The 18,161-nt window shown below is 63.5% G+C and carries 17 protein-coding genes and 2 pseudogenes; 12 read left to right on the top strand and 7 right to left on the bottom strand.

What is annotated here, in order from left to right; translation table 11 throughout:
• The first annotated feature begins 181 nt into the window (after positions 1-181).
• From K2Z83_RS12040 to K2Z83_RS29000, 4 genes are all read left to right on the top strand, one after another.
• Positions 182-847 carry a calcium-binding protein gene (locus tag K2Z83_RS12040; protein ID WP_220595428.1) on the top strand — a complete coding sequence of 222 codons (666 nt, stop codon included), beginning with the start codon at positions 182-184 and terminating at the stop codon, positions 845-847.
• A 28-nt stretch (positions 848-875) separates the two neighbouring features.
• The gene (locus K2Z83_RS12035; protein ID WP_220595427.1) at positions 876-1,490 is read left to right on the top strand and encodes a GyrI-like domain-containing protein; all 615 of its coding nucleotides are present in this window, start codon (positions 876-878) and stop codon (positions 1,488-1,490) included.
• 73 nt (positions 1,491-1,563) lie between these two features.
• The gene (locus K2Z83_RS12030; RefSeq protein ID WP_220595426.1) at positions 1,564-1,920 is read left to right on the top strand and encodes a hypothetical protein; all 357 of its coding nucleotides are present in this window, start codon (positions 1,564-1,566) and stop codon (positions 1,918-1,920) included.
• Entirely contained in the window at positions 1,892-2,308 is a 417-nt protein-coding gene (locus tag K2Z83_RS29000; protein WP_255603816.1) for a hypothetical protein, read from the top strand. Before K2Z83_RS12030 ends, K2Z83_RS29000 begins: the two co-directional genes overlap by 29 nt.
• Positions 2,309-2,340: 32 nt before the next feature.
• Here the strand turns inward: K2Z83_RS29000 and K2Z83_RS29925 are convergent.
• Both K2Z83_RS29925 and K2Z83_RS12020 read right to left on the bottom strand, forming a co-directional pair.
• Positions 2,341-2,622 (bottom strand): annotated as a pseudogene (locus K2Z83_RS29925) (GNAT family N-acetyltransferase); the annotation flags it as partial.
• Between the two features lie 35 nt (positions 2,623-2,657).
• The gene (locus K2Z83_RS12020; protein ID WP_220595424.1) at positions 2,658-3,827 is read right to left on the bottom strand and encodes a lycopene cyclase family protein; all 1,170 of its coding nucleotides are present in this window, start codon (positions 3,825-3,827) and stop codon (positions 2,658-2,660) included.
• A gap of 181 nt (positions 3,828-4,008) precedes the next feature.
• Here K2Z83_RS12020 and K2Z83_RS12015 point away from each other — a divergent pair, with 181 nt between their 5' ends.
• Entirely contained in the window at positions 4,009-4,365 is a 357-nt protein-coding gene (locus K2Z83_RS12015; RefSeq protein ID WP_220595423.1) for a low molecular weight protein tyrosine phosphatase family protein, read from the top strand.
• Positions 4,366-4,420: 55 nt separating this feature from the next.
• Here the strand turns inward: K2Z83_RS12015 and K2Z83_RS12010 are convergent.
• Positions 4,421-4,663 (bottom strand): annotated as a pseudogene (locus K2Z83_RS12010) (DUF2127 domain-containing protein); the annotation flags it as partial.
• Positions 4,664-5,020: 357 nt separating this feature from the next.
• Here K2Z83_RS12010 and K2Z83_RS12005 point away from each other — a divergent pair.
• From K2Z83_RS12005 to K2Z83_RS11990, 4 genes are all read left to right on the top strand, one after another.
• Positions 5,021-6,028, top strand: coding sequence for a tyrosine-type recombinase/integrase (locus K2Z83_RS12005; RefSeq protein ID WP_220595422.1), 1,008 nt, complete (start codon positions 5,021-5,023; stop codon positions 6,026-6,028).
• A 42-nt stretch (positions 6,029-6,070) separates the two neighbouring features.
• Positions 6,071-8,482, top strand: coding sequence for a type I restriction-modification system subunit M (locus K2Z83_RS12000; RefSeq protein WP_220595421.1), 2,412 nt, complete (start codon positions 6,071-6,073; stop codon positions 8,480-8,482).
• Between the two features lie 46 nt (positions 8,483-8,528).
• Complete coding sequence (locus K2Z83_RS11995; RefSeq protein ID WP_220595420.1) at positions 8,529-8,924, top strand: GxxExxY protein; 396 nt, start codon at positions 8,529-8,531, stop codon at positions 8,922-8,924.
• Between the two features lie 195 nt (positions 8,925-9,119).
• Positions 9,120-10,373, top strand: a complete 1,254-nt coding sequence (locus K2Z83_RS11990; RefSeq protein ID WP_220595419.1) for a restriction endonuclease subunit S — start codon at positions 9,120-9,122, stop codon at positions 10,371-10,373.
• 138 nt (positions 10,374-10,511) lie between these two features.
• Here K2Z83_RS11990 and K2Z83_RS11985 read toward each other — a convergent pair whose 3' ends face one another.
• From K2Z83_RS11985 to K2Z83_RS11975, 4 genes are all read right to left on the bottom strand, one after another.
• Entirely contained in the window at positions 10,512-10,742 is a 231-nt protein-coding gene (locus K2Z83_RS11985) for a DUF433 domain-containing protein (protein WP_220595418.1), read from the bottom strand.
• A gap of 76 nt (positions 10,743-10,818) precedes the next feature.
• Positions 10,819-11,154 (bottom strand): XisI protein, encoded by a 336-nt coding sequence (locus tag K2Z83_RS11980; protein WP_220595417.1) that lies wholly within the window; start codon positions 11,152-11,154, stop codon positions 10,819-10,821.
• Positions 11,142-11,267, bottom strand: a complete 126-nt coding sequence (locus K2Z83_RS29920; protein WP_370650157.1) for a hypothetical protein — start codon at positions 11,265-11,267, stop codon at positions 11,142-11,144. Before K2Z83_RS29920 ends, K2Z83_RS11980 begins: the two co-directional genes overlap by 13 nt.
• The gene (locus tag K2Z83_RS11975) at positions 11,260-11,559 is read right to left on the bottom strand and encodes a XisH family protein (RefSeq protein WP_255603813.1); all 300 of its coding nucleotides are present in this window, start codon (positions 11,557-11,559) and stop codon (positions 11,260-11,262) included. Before K2Z83_RS11975 ends, K2Z83_RS29920 begins: the two co-directional genes overlap by 8 nt.
• Positions 11,560-11,656: 97 nt before the next feature.
• Between K2Z83_RS11975 and K2Z83_RS11970 the strand changes: the two genes are divergently transcribed.
• From K2Z83_RS11970 to K2Z83_RS11960, 3 genes are all read left to right on the top strand, one after another.
• Positions 11,657-14,785 (top strand): type I restriction endonuclease subunit R, encoded by a 3,129-nt coding sequence (locus K2Z83_RS11970; RefSeq protein WP_220595416.1) that lies wholly within the window; start codon positions 11,657-11,659, stop codon positions 14,783-14,785.
• Positions 14,785-15,501: a M48 family metallopeptidase gene (locus tag K2Z83_RS11965; protein WP_220595415.1), complete on the top strand. Its 717-nt coding sequence runs from the start codon at positions 14,785-14,787 to the stop codon at positions 15,499-15,501. Before K2Z83_RS11970 ends, K2Z83_RS11965 begins: the two co-directional genes overlap by 1 nt.
• A gap of 404 nt (positions 15,502-15,905) precedes the next feature.
• The gene (locus K2Z83_RS11960; protein WP_220595414.1) at positions 15,906-18,026 is read left to right on the top strand and encodes a formylglycine-generating enzyme family protein; all 2,121 of its coding nucleotides are present in this window, start codon (positions 15,906-15,908) and stop codon (positions 18,024-18,026) included.
• Positions 18,027-18,161: the final 135 nt, after the last annotated feature.

The raw sequence follows: 18,161 nt of genomic DNA, 5'->3' as shown, positions 1-18,161 counted from the left end.
CGCGTAGGATAGCGCTGTGCTCGACCTCGACCACGACCACTACCCTACGGCCGATCCCTGCCTCGCGTGTGGTACCATACGCCGGCTGCCGTTGAACCAGTCTGGGCTGAGGTAGCACCGATTTTGCCGGTCGTGAGCGCCTTGAGCGTGCCGATCCGGCCCGCGATAACGCGAGGTTCTCATGAAGACCAAAAGCCCCTTTCGCACGGGCGACTCGGTGATCGTCAAACCCGACGTCCGCGACCCCGACCTGGGCACCGGCATTGGCGGGTGGCAAGGAACCGTCTCCGATATCAGCGATGCTGAGACCGTCTGTGTCGATTGGGATAGCCAGACGCTCGCGGCCATGCCTGGGTCACTGATTGACCAGTGTGAGGAGCAAGGGCTGGCCTGGGATCAGATGTATCTGGGGATCGGCGATGTCCAGGCCGCGCCGCGCCGCGATACGCCGGCCCAGCGGGCGCAGACGCTGGCCCGGCTCCACGCGGAACACCAGTGGAGCCACCTGGGTGCGGAGGGCTCCCAGATCCAGGCGGTGATCGGGGCGGTCGATCCAGGCGACGAGTGGGCGATCTATGAAGCCTGGGCGGCGCACCTGCGCCAGGTGCTGCGCTTCCCCTTCGAGGCGTTCGTCGCCGAAGCGCCGGATCGCGGGCCACCGCATCAGGGCGACCGGCTGACGGTGCAGGCGATCACTGACATTGATGATCTGCGCGGGCTGATCGTCACGTGTACCCATCAGCGGCACCGCATCCATTTCCCGCTCTGTGACCTGGAGGTGTTGGATCACCGCTCCCCGAATCACGCTCCCGTGAAGATGTATGTCGTCTGGTTTGCCAACCGCTGACTCCGCCTGCTGATACAGTGAGGATGTCATGGCCGCGCTCGACCTGAAGAAGACCTTCAAACACCTCTACGCGCCCTCAGCGAAGGCCAGCGCCGTCGTGGATGTGCCGCCAATGACCTTCCTGATGGTCGATGGGGCCGGCGACCCGAACACCGCCCCCGACTACGCCCTTGCCATCGAGGCGCTCTACACGCTCTCCTACACGCTGAAGTTCGCCCTCAAGCGCGAGGGCCTGGACTACGCGGTGATGCCGCTGGAGGGCCTGTGGTGGGCCGAGGACATGACCCAGTTCCGCATGGACGAGCGCACCAACTGGCGCTGGACGATGATGATCGCCCAGCCCGATGCGATCACGGAGTCGCACTTCACGACCGCCTGCGCGGCCGCCTCGAAGAAGCGTGCCCCGGCCACGATCGCCCGAGTGCGCCGGGAGATCTACCACGAGGGCCTAAGCGCGCAGGTGCTGCACTTCGGCCCCTATGCGGCCGAGGCCCCCACGATTGACGCCCTGCACGCCTTCATCGCCGCACAGGGCTACCTGCGCGCCGGCAAGCACCACGAGATCTACCTCAAGGATCCGCGCAAGACGGCGCCGGAGAGGCTCCAGACGGTGATCCGCCAGCCGATCACTCGCGGCACATAGGATGGCTTGCGGCGCGCTGTGTGCTGCGTATGGTCATGTGGCTGTAGAGCATTGACGAAGAAAGGAGGTCGCAATGAGCAAAACCCGTATTCGGCGTGCGCTTGAACGGACATTACTCCATCATGGTGCAATGGCGCACGCGCTGTATGTCTATGAACTCGAAGAGCTCGTCGAAGAGTTAACCGCGTCGATGGTTCATGATCATGATGCATTTCTTTTTGCCGTAACTGAGAACAATAATGACGTTGCGATGGTCTTAATCGAGCCACCAAACACCGTGTTTATCAATGAGCACGCACGTATGCGCTTGCAAGAGCTCTGGGTTCATGCCTATGCGCAGAATATGCAACGGCTCATTCCTCCGTTCACGCAACAACTCGCTCGAAATGAAATCCCTATCAATGGCGTTAAGGTCGTCAACAACGTATAAGCACCCGGCCGCCAACAACGCCCGCTGGTGCGACGCCATCTGCCGCGCCCACGGTGCCCCCGGCGAGCTCCACGAGCACCTCTGGCTCAGCCGCCACCCGATGCCGCGCTTCTACCCGAATGTGGTGACACGCTCCGCCGAGGCCGGCGCCGCCGCACAGCTGGCCGCCGTGCGCGAGCTTGTGGACGCTGGTCATCTGGGTTCCTTCGCCGTCAAGGACAGCTTCGCGCGCCTGGATCTGGTGCCGCTGGGGTCTCGCGTCCTGTTTGCGGCCACATGGCTCTGGCGCGATGAGTCGCTCCCGCCACCCGCGCGCGTGGGCACCGGGCTCCGCTGGACGACCATCGGCGAGCCAGAAGCCCTGAACGATTGCGGGCTGAGGTCGTAGCCGATCTCGGCCATGCGGTGCGGTCGGCTCCAGCGGTGGTAGCCGCAGGTGCCCAGCGGCGCACCATCGGCCCGGCGCACCAGCACCCAGCGGGTATACGTGTCGCCGGGCGTGGCGACGTAGAAGTCAATGATCGCCTCGGCCTGCGCGGCGGTGGTGATCGGCTCATCGTCAAGCATAAAGCGGTAGACGTCTGGGTTGGTGAAGTGCCGCACGGCGAACGAGGTATCAGCCCTGCTGATCGGTCGCAGAGTCAGCCGCTCGGTGTGCAACGTGATCGACAACAGATCAGCGGGGGTAGGATGTTCCGTCATATGCGGTTCCTCACTCCTCCACGGCGAGGTAGCGGTTAGCCCCTCCGCGTCACGCGGGCCTTGGCCCGGCGAATCACCGTGCGCAGGGTTCCGGCCAGAAAGGCCGGGATATCGACGGTGGCCATCAGGGCGAGATCCTCCCTCAGCGTGCTCTCCTCGTCGAGAAAGCGCAGCACGCGCTGCGGGCTGTTCCGGCGGAACAGCTGCGGAAAGACGTCGTTCGTGCGCGCGTGGCCGGTGTTCAGCACATCCAGTAGCACGCTATCCATCAGTGCGTGCCGCCGCCCGCCGCGCTCCACGAAGAAGGGCTGTCCCGTTGCCCGCAGCTGCGCGGCGATACGGCGCGACTGCCGCTGGATGCGCTGGAAGGTGTAGCCCGTCGATGCCTTCGTCATCCCGCCGGCGGTGCCGATGGTCATCACGTGCGGGCTCGGGCGCAGCCGGAAGGGTGCGTCCGTCATCGGGATGACCCCGTACTCGACGTGCTGAATCGCGTAGCGCGTCACCCCCAGCTGCTCACGGATGTAGCGCCGGAGGCCCGCGTCATAGTCCGCTTGCGGGCGCACGGCGGGCGAGAAGGAGGTATCCTCGATCATTGCGGTGTGCGCGTCATAGGGCAGCACATAAACGAAGCGCACCGCGCGGTCGTGTTCGACCCGGAAGTCCATCAATGTGGCCACCTGCGGGTCGAACACGGGGTCAGGCGTGGTGATCACCCAGCCCTTAAAATGCTGGAGCAAGGTGATAGTGCCTGGCTGGGCCGATGGCGGCGGGGGGATGCTGGTAAAGGCCCAGTCGCCGGTGATGACCTGCCCGTCGACGCGCATCGCGACCCCATCAGCACGGTCGTCGATCGCCTCGACCCGCCCGAGCAGGCGTGTGATGGTAGGCTGCGCGTCCAGCCAGCGATCCATAAAGCGGTAGAAGTCGCGGCCCTGGATCAGCTTGTAGCGGTACGGTGCGATGGCGAGGTGCTGGGATCGGCGGTCGCTGTGAACCGACAGCTGCTCCCAGCGGTGCGACACGGCGGCCTCAAAGGGGCCGTCGCCGACCTCCCAGAAACACCAGGTGCGATCATTCTGCTCCTTCCGCACCTGGTCGATAAGGAGCACGCGGTGATTGCGCAGGCCGGCCTGCCCAAGGTGATACGCGAGGCTGAGGCCAGCGGCTCCCCCACCAGCGATAATGGAGTCGAAGTCATGCATGGCCCTATCATACCCGATGGAGGATGGGAATGAGCAGAGCGTGTGCGCAGGAGGGGCCGCACTGGTGCCGCATGCGACAATCACTGCCGGTAATGACGGGCAGGGTATCGGTGATCGTGCTGCCCGCTGTCCGTCAACGGACAAGAATAGGACACATCATCTCACTCTGGGATGAAGCCCAATGAAGCTCTTGTTCATCTGTAGCCAGAATCGGCGGCGGAGCCTGACGGCCGAGCGGATCTTCGATGGGGTCGCCGGTCACCAGGCCCGCTCGGCGGGAACCGAAGATGGTGCCCGGATTCGCGTGACCCCTGGCCACCTCGGCTGGGCCGATCTCATCTTTGTGATGGAGCGCCGGCACCGCGATCGCTTGCGCGCGAAGTTCGGCCAGGAGATCGCCGGGAAGCAAGTCATCTGCCTACAGATTCCTGATGACTACACCTATATGGACGATGCCCTCATCACGCGTCTGGAGGCCACGGTGGCGATGGATCTACCCGACGCACCGGCCAGCGGCAGCAGCGAGGACGTGGGGTGATCCCAATCAGCACAACCGCGGGCGGCACCTCAGGAACGGCTCCAGCAACTGAGCCTTACCCATCCTCGCCTGCCGGCTGCGTGTACTCCCGCCAGGTCAGCCCAATGATCACGGCGTCGAAGAGGGTGAGGAGCAGCAGGCCGAGCGAGAAGGCGTAGCTCAGGCGGTAGACCTGGTAGGCGATGAAGGCCCCGAGCACGCCAATCGCCAGCGGGTAGGCCCAGCGCTGCCCGCGCAGGACGCCGGCGACCACGCCGAGCTTCACCAGCCCGTGGGCGAGGAGATAGGCGGATCCGGTGCAGCAACGGCGCGCGGTGCATCTCGTTCCCTCTGCCGACTCACGCGATGCTCAGGCATGCCATGCCATGTATGTCCTGTGTTGTCGACTGCGTTGGCAGTATGGTAGGCTAGCGACCGCCATGAGTCAATGAGCAGATACACTTGGCGACTTCTCTACACAGCGCAGGCTGTGCAAAGCGATTGTGGATAAGACGCGTCGGAGATGTCCGAATATCCGACACGTAAGCCCGCTCCATCCCCCTCCACACATCGGATAACCTCAATTGCGAGCGTATCACCGGGCAGTTCTTGACGCGTCGGATAACCACGTGGTAGAGTACATGCGGCGCTTGCCGGTTTCTCCTATGGCGCACACATGCACCCTTCGATCGATACGTACCTCGCATATCTCGTAGAAAAGGGCCGCTCGCCGCTCACCCGCAAGGCGGTGCGCGGCGACCTCGCCGGCTTCGCGGCATGGTGGGAGCAGGAGCGCCGCCGGCCCTTCGCCCCCGATCTGCTGCGTGAGCCGGATATCCACGCATGGCGCCTGCACCGCCAGCGCGATGCGGGCGCGGCCACCTCGACCCTCAACCGCGCCTTGATCAGCCTGCGGGCCTACCTGGCCTGGGCCCAGAAGACCGGCCTGATCATGACGAACCCCGCTGACGAGATCAAGCCGCTGCCCGCAAGCGACCCCGCCCCGAAGTCGATCCCGGCCGCAGCCGTCGACGCCCTCCTGCGCACCGTCCAGTCCGAGCGCAGCGAGCGGGTGCGCCTGCGCGATGAGGCTCTGCTCACGCTGCTGGCCCACGCCGGCCTGCGCGCCCAGGAGACCTGCGACCTCCAGCTGCGCGACCTCGACCTGGACGGGATGACGCTGACGGTGCGCCGTGGCAAGGGCGGCCGCACCCGCCGGGTGATGTTGAACGCTGAGACGGTAGCTGTCCTGCGGCGCTACCTGAAGCAGCTGCGCTGCCCGCATGGGCTGCCGGCTATCGGTGGCGAGGCTGAGCGTGAGGCGCTGCTGGTTGGATTCGACCAGAACAGCCCTGGCCAGCCGATGCGCCCCGGCATGAACCAGCGCCTGGTCCAGCGGGTGGTCGCCCAGCGCGCCCACGAGGCCGCCGAGCGCCTGCGCGCCGACGCCGCCGGCCTCAGCTCGCTGGAGCGCGCCGCCGAGCTGCACGACCTGGCCCGCCAGCTGGATGATGCGACGCCGCACACGCTGCGCCACAGCCTGGCCCGGCGCATGCTCGCCGCCGGTGCCGACCTGGCGATGGTTCAGCGCACCCTCGGCCATAGCAGTATCGCCACCACCGGGATGTATCTGACGCCGAGCGACGACGACCTGCGCGCCACGATGGAGCAGGCGACTCCCTAGACCGCACCCGTTCCCGCCCCTCACTGACGCAAAGAAGACCCCATGGCACTGAAGAAATCTGAGCTCTACTCCTCGCTCTGGTCGGGCTGCGACGAGCTGCGCGGCGGCATGGACGCCAGCCAGTACAAGGACTATGTCCTGGTGCTGCTGTTTATCAAGTACATCAGCGACAAGTACGCCGGGCTGCCCTTCGCGCCGATCACCATCCCGCCCGGCGCCAGCTTCAAGGATATGGTGGCCCTCAAGGGCAAGAGCGATATCGGCGACCAGATCAACAAGAAGATCATCGCCCCGCTCGCCGCGGCCAATAAGCTGTCCGATATGCCGGACTTCAATGACGCCACCAAGCTCGGCAGCGATAAGGAGATGGTCGAGCGGCTGACCAACCTGATCGCGATCTTTGAGAACAAGGCGCTCGACTTCTCGAAGAACCGCGCCGATGGCGACGATATCCTGGGCGACGCCTACGAGTACCTGATGCGCCACTTCGCCACCGAGAGTGGCAAGAGCAAGGGCCAGTTCTACACCCCGGCCGAGGTCAGCCGGGTGATCGCCCAGATCATCGGCATCCGCGAGGCCAAGACGACCAGCGCCACCACGGTCTATGACCCGACCTGCGGATCGGGCTCGCTGCTGCTGAAGGTGGGCGATGAGGCCAGCACCACGGTCACGCTCTACGGCCAGGAGAAGGACGCCGCCACGAGCAGCCTGGCCCGCATGAATATGATCCTGCACAACCACCCGACCGCGCTGATTGTGCAGGGCAATACGCTGACCGACCCCAAGTATGAGGAGCATGGCGCGCTCAAGACCTTTGACTATGTGGTGGCCAACCCGCCCTTCTCCGATAAGCGCTGGAGCACCGGCCTCGACCCGCTGAACGACCCCCACGATCGCTTCAAGCCCTTCGGCGTGCCGCCCGATAAGCAGGGCGACTATGCCTACCTGCTGCATATTGTGCGCTCGCTCAAGAGCACCGGTCGCGGTGTCTGCATCCTGCCTCACGGCGTGCTGTTTCGCGGCAACGCCGAGGGCGATATTCGCCGGGCCCTGGTGCGCAAGGGCTACATCAAGGGCATCATCGGCCTGCCGGCCAACCTGTTCTACGGCACCGGCATCCCGGCCTGCATCATCGTGATCGACAAGCGCGAGGCCCACGCCCGCCAGGGCATCTTTATGATCGACGCCAGCGCCGGCTTCATGAAGGACGGCCCGAAGAACCGCCTGCGCGCCCAGGATATCCACAAGATCGTCGATGTCTTCACCCGCGAGCTGGAGCTGCCGCGCTACGCGCGCATGGTGCCCTTCGCCGAGATCGAGAAGAATGAGTACAACCTGAACCTGCCGCGCTATATCGACAGCCAGCAGGCCGAGGATCTCCAGGACATCGCGGGCCACCTGCGCGGCGGCATCCCCGCCGCCGATGTCGCCGCCCTTCAGCCCTACTGGGATGTCTGCCCGCAGCTGCGCCAGGCGCTCTTTCAGGAGGAGCGCCCCGGCTACCTGGCCCTCGCCGTGGACAAGGCCGCGATCAAGCCGGCGATCTACGAGCACCCCGAGTTCGCCGCCTTCATCGCCACGATGAACGCCCACTTCGCGGCCTGGCGCGCGCAGAGCGCCGAGGAGCTGCGCCAGCTGGCGGCCGGCTGCCAGCCCAAGCAGGTGATCGCCACGCTGGCCGAGGGCCTGCTGGCCCACTACGTCGGCCGGCCGCTGATCGACCCCTACGCGGTCTACCAGCACCTGATGGACTACTGGGCCACGACGATGCAGGACGATCTCTACCTGATCGCCGCCGATGGCTGGCGGGCTGAGACCTCCCGCATCGTCGAGACCGACAAGAAGGGCAAGCAGAAGGATAAGGGCTGGGCCTGTGACCTGGTGCCCAAGGAGCTGATCGTCGCCCGCCACTTCGCTCAGGAGCAGGCCGCGCTCGACGCCCTGGCCGCCGAGCTGGAGCGCGTCGCCGCCGAGCTGGCCGAGCTGGAGGAGGAGCACGGCGGCGAGGAGGGCGCCTACGCGACGCTGGACAAGGTCAACAAGGCCAATATCGCCGCCCGCCTGAAGGAAATCAGGGGCATGTTCGCCAGCGCCGACGCGGACTCGGCCCAGGAGGTCGCCGCGCTGGAGGCTTGGCTGGGGCTGAGCAGCCAGGAGGCCGAGCTGAAGAGAAAGCTGAAAGAGGCCGATGCCACCCTGGACGCCAGAGCCTACAGGCACTACCCGAAGCTGACGGAGGCCGAGATCAAGGCGCTGGTGGTCGATGCCAAGTGGCTCGCGGCCCTCGACGCCGCCATCCACGGCGAGATGGATCGCATCAGCCAGACGCTCACCCGCCGCGTGAGGGAGCTGGCCGAGCGCTACGAGACCCCGCTGCCGCAGGTGGGCAGCCGCGTGGCCGAGCTAGAGGCGCGGGTGAACCGCCACCTGGAGAAGATGGGCCACGGACTATGATTATGTGATTGCATGATTTCTTGATTTTGTGATGGAGTGACGCCGCATGATCAACCCCGCCTACCCAGAGAGCGAGCTGACCGGCAAGATCATTGGCTGCGCGATGGAAGTTCATCGGGTGATCGGCAACGGCTTCCAGGAGGTGATCTACCAGCGGGCCCTGGCGATCGAGATGGCCTCCCAGGGGCTCGGCTTCGTGCGCGAGCAGGAGATGGCGATCTTCTACAAGGGCACGCAGATCGGCACCCGCCGCGTCGACTTCTTTGTGGAGGGGAAGGTTATGCTTGAGCTGAAGGCGGTCATCCAGCTTGAGGATGTCCATCTGGCCCAGGCGATCAACTACCTGGAGGCATACGGCATCGGGGTGGGCCTGCTGATTAACTTCGGCTCCAAAAGCCTACAGTTCAAGCGGGTGATGAAATCCCTCCGGCCTAAACTATGATTACATGATTGATTGATGGGCTGTGATTATGGTGAAGTGATGAATGACCTTGCCGATGTGAGTGACGGGCAGGAAAATCATGCAATCAAATGATCAAGCTAATCATAGTGTGGACTATGATGGATGAGATGATGACGATGCGTGCGGTTTTGAAATGACCAACGCTGGGCGCAAGAATTAACGGGCAGGAAAATCATGCAATCATTCCATCAACGTAATCATAGTGCGAGCGGCTACAAGCAGACCGAGGTGGGGGTGATCCCGGAGGATTGGGATGTCTTCGCTGCAACACAGGTTTGTGAGCTTGTCGTAGACTGCAAAAATCGTACGCCACCTGTAGTTGATGAGGGTGATTATGCGGTGGTAAGAACGCCGAATGTTCGTAACGGTAAATTTATCCGGGATGATCTTCGGTTTACTGATGAGCCGTCTTTTCGAGAATGGACAGCAAGAGCTGTTCCTCAAATTGGCGATGTGTTGATTACTAGAGAGGCGCCCTTGGGAGAGGTGTGCCTAGTTCCGTCTGAATTTCGGGTGTGTTTGGGGCAACGGATGATGCTCTACCGTCCGGATCGCACAAAGGTAGCAAGTCGTTACCTTCTCTACTCTCTTATGTCGGTAGGAGTCCAAAGTAATCTTTTGAGGAAGCTTGGTGGGTCAACGGTAGGCCATGCGAAGGTCGATGACATCCGTTACCTGCAAATTCCCCTCCCCCCCACCCTCGCCGAGCAGCGCGCCATCGCCGAGGCGCTGGGCGACGCCGACGCCCTCATCGAGTCCCTGGAGCAGCTCATCGCCAAGAAGCGCGCCGTTAAGCAGGGCGCGATGCAGGAGTTGCTGCGCCCGAAGGCTGGATGGGTGGCAGCAAAGCTCGGAAGCTTGGGTGCATTTCTAAAAGGCAGCGGTGTCAAAAAAGACGACACCCAGAGCGGGGACATTCCGTGCATCCGCTACGGAGAGATTTACACAAAGCATAGCGATTACATTAAGACATTTTACTCTTGGATTTCCCCGGCAGTCGCGGCCACAGCAAGGCGTCTAAAAGTTGGCGATGTACTGTTCGCAGGCTCTGGCGAAACCAAGGAGGAAATCGGCAAGTGCGTCGCCTTCGTGGATGATGTGATCGCATATGCAGGCGGTGACATTGTAATTCTGAGGCCTGAAAAGGCGTGTGCTCTATTCCTTGGCTATTACTTGAACACAGCAACTATCAATCGCCAGAAGGCAAGCAGAGGGCAAGGCGATGCTGTTGTTCATATTGGGTCTGCTGCTCTAGCGAATATTGACTTGACGTTGCCTCCCTCCGTTGACGAGCAAACCGCCATCGCCGCCGTCCTCAGCGACATGGACGCCGAGATCGCCGAGCTGGAGGCGAAGCTGGTCAAGGCCCGCCAGGTCAAGCAGGGCATGATGCAGGAGCTACTGACGGGGCGGGTGCGGCTGGTGTGAGCATCACTGAGGGGAGTGAGCGGGTGAGGCACTGAGCGAGCGCTACAGGAGCTCCAGGACGCCGAGGGTTGGATCAAACGTGACTACTCTCGGGGTACTCGACCAGGCGCGGTGAGAGGTTATGATCGAGGAGCAGCTTCATGCGTGGGCCACAAGCAGATGGCGCTCGCGGTCAGCGGCATAGCTCAGGCAGGCCCGGATGTCCTCGGCGGTGAGATAGGGGAAGTCATCCAGAATCTCCTGGGGCGTCATGCCGGCCGCCAGGTAGGAAAGCACATCGTACACCGTGATCCGCTTCCCGCGGATAATCGGCTTCCCGCTGCGGATGCCCGGCTCAAGGCTGATAATTGATTGATATGGTGTAGGCATGCAGCACTCCTCGATAGTGAGCGACGCGTGAGAGGTAGCGCTATTGTACCATCTTGACCGGGGTTCGCGAGGCGACCTACGCCGCCGCATAGTCGGTGTACTGGCGCACGCCGGGCTCCTGGAAGCCGAGCACAATCTGGTCGCGGGGGATGCCGGCCGCGACAAGGTCATAGGCTATCCCGCTCTCCGTATCGTCGCGCTGCACCCAGACCTTGTTGTTCATAATCTCGATATGGGCCAGGCAGCCGTGGATGCGCCGGGGGCCATTCCAGCCCTCGGTAATCAGCAGGTAGCTGTCGCGCTCCGTGTCGAAGGCCGGCCGGCACGCGATGCCGCCCTGCGCGTAGGGGATCGCCGCGTAGGCCAGCAGCGTGTTCTGGATAATCGTCCGGTAGGATGTCAGGGTATCCATCGCACAATCTCCTCCTGCTCCGGCTGAAAGACCACAACCCGCAGCTGCTGCTGCTGGATAAGCAGCTGGCCCACCGGCTCCTCGAACAGCGCGTAGTAGGTCGCCTCACGCACCGCCAGGTACAGCTCGCGATCCGGGATCAGTGGTTTGCATAATGGTTCGGTACAGGATAAACTGACCAAGAGCGTTGCGTAAATCTTCTATCTCCGAAGGGCCGAGAAAGCTCTTGATCTCAACAGCTATTTTCCTGCCCTGTTGCTCTGCGGCGACCAGGGTCTCCGCGCCGAGATCAATATACATGTCTTTTGAGCCCCACTGGAGCCGCAGCGGGTCGTGCGTGATCTCCCAGCCCGCCTTGATCAGCGCTTGTTTGACCGTCCGGTGGTAAATATCGCGGGCAGGCATCGGTCTCTCTCCTGGCATCGACGTGGTGTAACTGGTTGAATTATACACTTCCCACACGCTCAGAGGGACGGGTTGCCACTATAAAGCGAGGCCCAGCATGTCTATCGGCCAGCCCGAGCGCGCCACCCAGAGGCGCGTGATCGCCCTGTTCCACGACGAGCTGGGCTACCGCTACCTGGGCGACTGGAGCGACCGCGCGGGCAACAGCAACATCGAGGAGGGGCTGCTTGAGGCCTACCTGGCAAGGGGCGGCTACAGCCCAGCCCAGATCAGCGCCGCGCTCTACCGGCTGCGCAGCGAGGCCAACAACCACAGCCGCAATCTCTACGGCAACAACCAGGCCGTCTACAAGCTGCTGCGCTACGGCGTGCCGGTCAAGACCGAGGTCGGACAGCCCACCGAGACCGTCCACCTGATCAACTGGCAGGCGCCGGAGCAGAACGACTTCGCGATCGCCGAGGAGGTCACGCTCACGGGCGAGCACGAGCGGCGGCCCGACCTGGTGCTCTACGTCAACGGCATCGCGGTCGGCGTGATCGAGCTGAAGAACAGCCGGGTCAGCATCGGCGACGGCATCCGCCAGAGCCTCTCCAACCAGCAGCCCGCCTTCCACGCCTGGTTCTTCAGCACCGTCCAGCTCATCTTCGCCGGCAATGACAGCGAGGGCCTGCGCTACGGCACGATCAAAACCGAGGAGAAGTACTTCCTGCAATGGAAGGAAGACGAGCAGGACAACAGCCGCTTCAAGCTCGACAAGTACCTGCTCAAAATCTGCGCCAAAGAGCGGCTGATCGAGCTGATGCACGACTTCGTCCTCTTCGACGGCGGGACCAAGAAGCTGCCGCGCGTCCACCAGTACGTCGCGATCAAGGCCGCCCAGGAGCACGTCCGCGCTCGTAAGGGCGGCATCATCTGGCACACTCAGGGTAGCGGCAAGAGCATCGTGATGGTGCTGTTGGCCAAGTGGATCTTGGAGCACAATCCACACGCCCGCGTCGTGATCATCACCGACCGCGACGAGCTGGACAAGCAGATCGAGCGCGTCTTCAGCGAGGCCGGCGAGACGATCACGCGCAGCGGCAGCGGCAGCGACCTGATGGCCCAGCTCGGCCAGGCCACGCCGCGCCTGCTCTGCTCGCTGGTGCATAAGTTCGGTCGCAAGGGCGTCGACAACTTCGACCAGTTTATCAAGGAGCTGGAGGCCCAGCCCAGCCCGGCCGTCGGCGAGCTGTTCATCTTCGTCGACGAGTGCCACCGCACCCAGAGCGGCAAGCTGCACCGGGTCATGAAGGCTATGCTGCCCGACGCCATCTTCATCGGCTTCACCGGCACCCCGCTGCTCAAGCAGGACAAAGCCAGCAGCCTGGAGGTCTTCGGCAGCTACATCCACACCTACAAGTTCAGCGAGGGCGTCGAGGACGGCGTGGTGCTCGACCTGGTCTACGAGGCCCGCGACATCGACCAGCGGCTCGGATCTGTAGAAAGAGTTGATGAATGGTTCGACGCATCAACCCAAGAACTTAACGACTGGCAGAAAGATGAGCTGAAGAAGCGCTGGGGCACCATGCAGAACGTGCTCAGCTCGCGCTCGCGTATGGAGCGGGTTGTAAGCGACATCACCTACGATTTTAAACGCCGCCGTCGCCTTAACGATGGGCGTGGGAATGCCATGCTTGTGGCGGCGAGCATCTACGATGCCTGCAAGTATTATGAGCTCTTCCAGAAGACACCGTTCAGGGCTCACTGCGCGGTCGTCACCTCCTACAACCCCCAGGCCCAGGATGTGACCAAAGAGGAGACCGGCGCGAACACCGAGACCGACAAGCAGTTCATCTACACCACCTACACCGAGCTGCTGAAGGATGTCGAGGCCCAGCCTGGTATGACCAAGACCGAGACCTACGAGGAGCGGGCCAAGTCCCTCTTCACCAGAGAGCCGGCGACCATGAAGCTGCTGATCGTGGTGGACAAGCTGCTCACCGGCTTCGACGCGCCGCCCTGCACCTACCTCTACATCGACAAGTCGATGCAGGACCACGGTCTGTTCCAGGCGATCTGCCGCACCAACCGGCTCGACGGCGAGGACAAAGACTTCGGCTACATCGTGGACTACAAAGACCTGTTCAAGAAGGTCGAGAACGCGATCGCGGTCTACACTGCCGAGCTCGATCACAGCGCGGGCGGGGCCGACCCCGAGGTGATGCTCCAGGACCGGCTGAAGAAAGGCTGCGAGCGCCTCGACACTGCGATTGAGGCCCTGGCCCTGCTCTGCGAGCCAGTTGAGCCACCGAAGGACGAGCTGGCGCACATCCACTACTTCTGCGGCAACACCGAGATCGCCAGCGACCTGAAGGAGCGCGAGCCGCGGCGGGCCGCGCTTTACAAGGCGGTCGTAGCTCTGGTGCGGGCCTACGCCAACATCGCCGACGAGCTGGAGCTGGCTGGCTATAGCAGCCAGGATATCGACCGCATCAAGCAGCTGCTGAAACACTACCTGGACATCCGCGAGATCATCCGCAAAGCCAGCAGCGAGAGCCTCGACCTCAAGGCCTACGAGGCTGACATGCGCCACCTGATCGACACCTACATCCAGGCCGACGAGGCCCGGCGCATCTCGGCCTTCGAGAGCATCGGCCTGCTGGACCTGATCGTGAAGAGCGGCATCGCCGAGGCGGTCAACACACTGCCGGATGGGCTCAAACGCAACAAGAACGCCGTCGCCGAGACGATCGAGAACAACGTGCGCAGCACCATCCTCAAGGCGCAGCTCAACGACCCGGCCTACTACGAGAAGATGTCGGCCCTGCTCGACGAGATCATCGCCGACCGCAAGGCCAAGGCCATCGAGTACGAGGAGTACCTGAAGAAAGTCGCCGAGCTGGCCAGACAGGTGGCGGCTGGCCATGCCGACGACACCCCCGAGGAGCTCAAGCGCAGCCCGGGCGTCCGCGCGCTCTACAATAACCTGCGCCAGACGCCGGGGAAGTCACCTGGGCCGGAGCGAGTCGTGGCCGAGGGGCGGGCCGGCTTCAGCGTCGTCGATCACACCGCGCTCCAGCTGGCGGTCAAAATCGACGAGACCGTCAAGCTGGTGCGGCCTGACGGCTGGCGCGATATTCAGGCCCGCGAGCAGGTGATCAAGGCGGCGTTGTATGGTATCTTGCAGGACGTAGCAACGGTCGAGCAGATCTTCCTGATCATCAAGGCCCAGACGGGAGAGTACTGATGGGCGAGCAGCTTCAGCTCGGCGACATCACCGTCGATGTCGTGCTAAAAGATATCAAGAACGTCCATCTGAGCGTCTACCCCCCGGCCGGCCGGGTGCGCATCGCCGCCCCGGAGCGCATGAGCATCGACACCATCCGCGTGTTCGCGATCGCCAAGCTCGGCTGGATCAAGGAGCAGCAGCAGAAGCTGCGCGCCCAGGCCCGCGAGACGCCCCGCGAGTACATCGAGCGCGAGAGCCACTACGTCTGGGGCCGGCGCTACCTGTTCAGTGTCGCCGAGGCCGAGCGGCCGCCGGCGGTCGAGCTTGCGCACAACCAGATGATCTTGACCGTGCGCCCAGGCAGCGACGATCAGCGGCGGCAGGCCATCGTCGAGGAGTGGTACCGCCGGCTGCTCAAGGCCGCCGCGCCGCCGCTGATCGCCAAATGGGAGCCGGTGATGGGCGTGCGGGTGGCCCGCTTCTTCGTCCAGCGCATGAAGACCAAGTGGGGCAGCTGCAGCCCCGGCACGGGCAGCATCCGCCTGAACACCGAGCTGGCCAAGAAGCCGCCAATGTGCCTTGAGTACGTGGTCGTCCACGAGATGGCCCATCTCCTGGAGCCGACCCACAACAGCCGCTTCATCGGCCTGATGGACCGCTTTATGCCGCGCTGGCAGTTCTACCGCGACCAACTGAACGCGCTACCGGTGCGCCACGAGGAGTGGGGGTATTGAAGGCCGGCACCAACGCCCAGCACGCGATCGAGAACCTCTTTGGCATGATAGAACTCCTGAGCGCAGCGAAGGAAAGGTCGGCGGTGGATGCGCTGCCAGACTTGTGTGTACCGGCACGGCCGGAATCACGGATGCTGCAGCCGAGGAGTGGTGGTAAACCTATTGTCAGCAGCATAGAGGAGAGCAAACCCGCGTCCACATGCTATACTGAACACAGCACAAAACCCACCCGGCCTGGCAGCTCAAGAGTGGGTTCCGTGTGAGTCGTCTGATTGTGACACCCTCAGTGTACCACCCCCGCCCGGCCCCGGCAAGGTGTCACCCCACAGGCGCAGCGCGCTCGTCTTTCTGTGCCCGGCGACTGCCGTATTCGTACAGCAGGCAGGCTCGCCGGTGGGGACATTATGGCTCCGTTCTCTGCAACCGCCCTGCCGCCGGCCAGCCCGCTCTTTCGCGGCCGCCAGGCCGAGCTCGCCCGCCTCAAGCAGATCTGCCAGGATGAAGTGATCGCCTATACGGTGATCTACGGCGGGCATCAGAACGGCAAGACCAGCCTGCTGCTCCAGCTTGAGGCCGCGCTTCAGGGAAGCGTCAGCGTCTGCCGGGTCGACTTCCAGCTGATCAAGGGCGCGCTTCCCGAGCGGGCCTTCGCCTTTTTGGCCGCCCAGATCGCCCATGTGCTTCCGCTAGCGCCGGATCATCGTGCGGTTGCCGACGCGCCGGCGCTGCTGGATTTTCTCGGCCAGGCCCTGGGCCAGAGCACGATCACCCGGCTGGTGCTGCTGCTCGACGAGCTGGGCGCGCTGCCGGCCGAGACGCGGCAGGCCTTGGCCAACGCCCTGCGCTCCTTCTTCCACACCCGGCTGGTTCGGCCGGCCCTGGCCAAGCTGCAGATCATCTTCAGCGGCGGGATCGAGCTGTACGACCTGGTGGTGACCGAGGCCTCCTCGCTGCACAACATCTGCGAGGAGATCTATCTGGCGGATCTAGCCGAGTCCGAGGCGGTCGAGCTGATCGCCGACGGCCTGCGATCACTTGGCGTCAAACCGGCAGACGCCCACACAATCGGCCAGCAGGTTTACGCTCAGGTGAGCGGCCACCCCTACCTGACCCAGCGCATCGGCGGGCTGCTCGCGGGCGCTGTCCAACGCGGCGAGGCGATAGGCCCGGTGCAGATAGAGCGTGCGGTGCGCCAGATCAGCCAGGGCGGCAACCCGCTGCTGCGCCAGATCCAGAACGACCTGCGCGAGCACCACATGCAGGATGCTGCGCGACGTCTGCTCGGCAGCCCGCCGCGCTTCACCCGCCTAGACGACGACATGGTGCGGCTGGAGCTGATTGGTATCGCGAAGCCCGACGATACCCACTGGGCGCCGCGCAACCCGCTGCTCGCCGAGGTCTTTCGCGAGCGGCTGGGCGTGGCCGCGCCTGAGCCTGCCGCCCCGCCCGCGATCGACACCACTGTATCTGGCGCACAAGATGTTCTGACGGCCAAGAGACGCCGCCTCGCCGCGCTGGAGCTTCAGCAGGCGCGCTATGGGATCGACTGCCCGGCCCATATCGTGATCGAGATTGAGGATCTGCGTCGGGAGATTGCGCACTTCAAGCAGGCAACTGCCGTTCCCACCGCACCAGAAGCAGCGCCACCAGCACAAGCAACCGGGGCATCCGCCGCTGATGAGCGTCCCCCGACTCCCAAACGCCGAAACACCGGGCATACACCCAGGCCGCTCCCGGACTGGGTTCCGACCCTCATCCACATCCCCGCCGGCCCCTTCCTGATGGGCAGCAGTGATAGCGACAAGCAAGCCGGTGGTCATGAGAAACCCCAGCACAGTCTGACCCTACCCGACTACTGGATCGGCAAGACTCCGGTCACTAACGCTCAGTTCCGACCCTTCGTTGAGGGCGATGGCTATCGCAACCAGCAGTACTGGACGAAGGCCGGCTGGGCGTGGCGGGAGAAGGAACAGATCATTAAGCCTCAATGGTGGGAGGATGCGAAGTGGAACGAAAGCGAGCATCCAGTTGTAGGCGTGAGCTGGTTCGAGGCGGTGGCCTACTGCCGCTGGCTGACGGTCCAAACCGGTCACGCATTCCGCCTGCCCAGCGAGGCTGAGTGGGAGAAGGCCGCCCGCGGGCCGGATGGTCTGATCTGGCCTTGGGGCAATACCTGGGAGACCGGGCGCTGCAATAGCGAAGAGGCAGGCATCGGCAAGACCACGCCGGTAGGCCAGTACCCCTCTGGCGCCAGCCCCTATGGTGTGCTGGATATGGCTGGGAATGTCTGGGAGTGGGTGGCGACGAAATGGCGGAAGTCATATCCCTACCAGCTTGAGGATGAGTGGCTCGAAGTCTATCTGGAGGAGGGAGATAGTGGTCGTATGTTTCGCGGCGGAGCGTACTACAGTGAGCAAAAAGGCGTGCGCGGGGCGTACCGCCGCTACTTCTACCCGCGCTACCGCAGCAACGATCAAGGCGTGCGGGTCGCCAGTCATTCTCCCCTGCCCGGTTCTGAGTCCTGAATCCTGTCTTCTGTGTTCGGAATCGCGAATTTTTTCTGGTGGGGCGCATTCCTGGGCGAAGCATCGACAGGGTTTGTCTGGGGTTTACGGTATGCCGCAGGGGCCGATGCTTCGCCCCTACGTTGCGTGACGTTA

This window comes from Oscillochloris sp. ZM17-4 (assembly GCF_019599295.1).
GTDB lineage: Bacteria > Chloroflexota > Chloroflexia > Chloroflexales > Chloroflexaceae > Oscillochloris.
The sequence above is the reverse complement of the archived record's forward strand: the minus strand, read 5'-3'. Positions and strand labels throughout refer to the sequence as shown.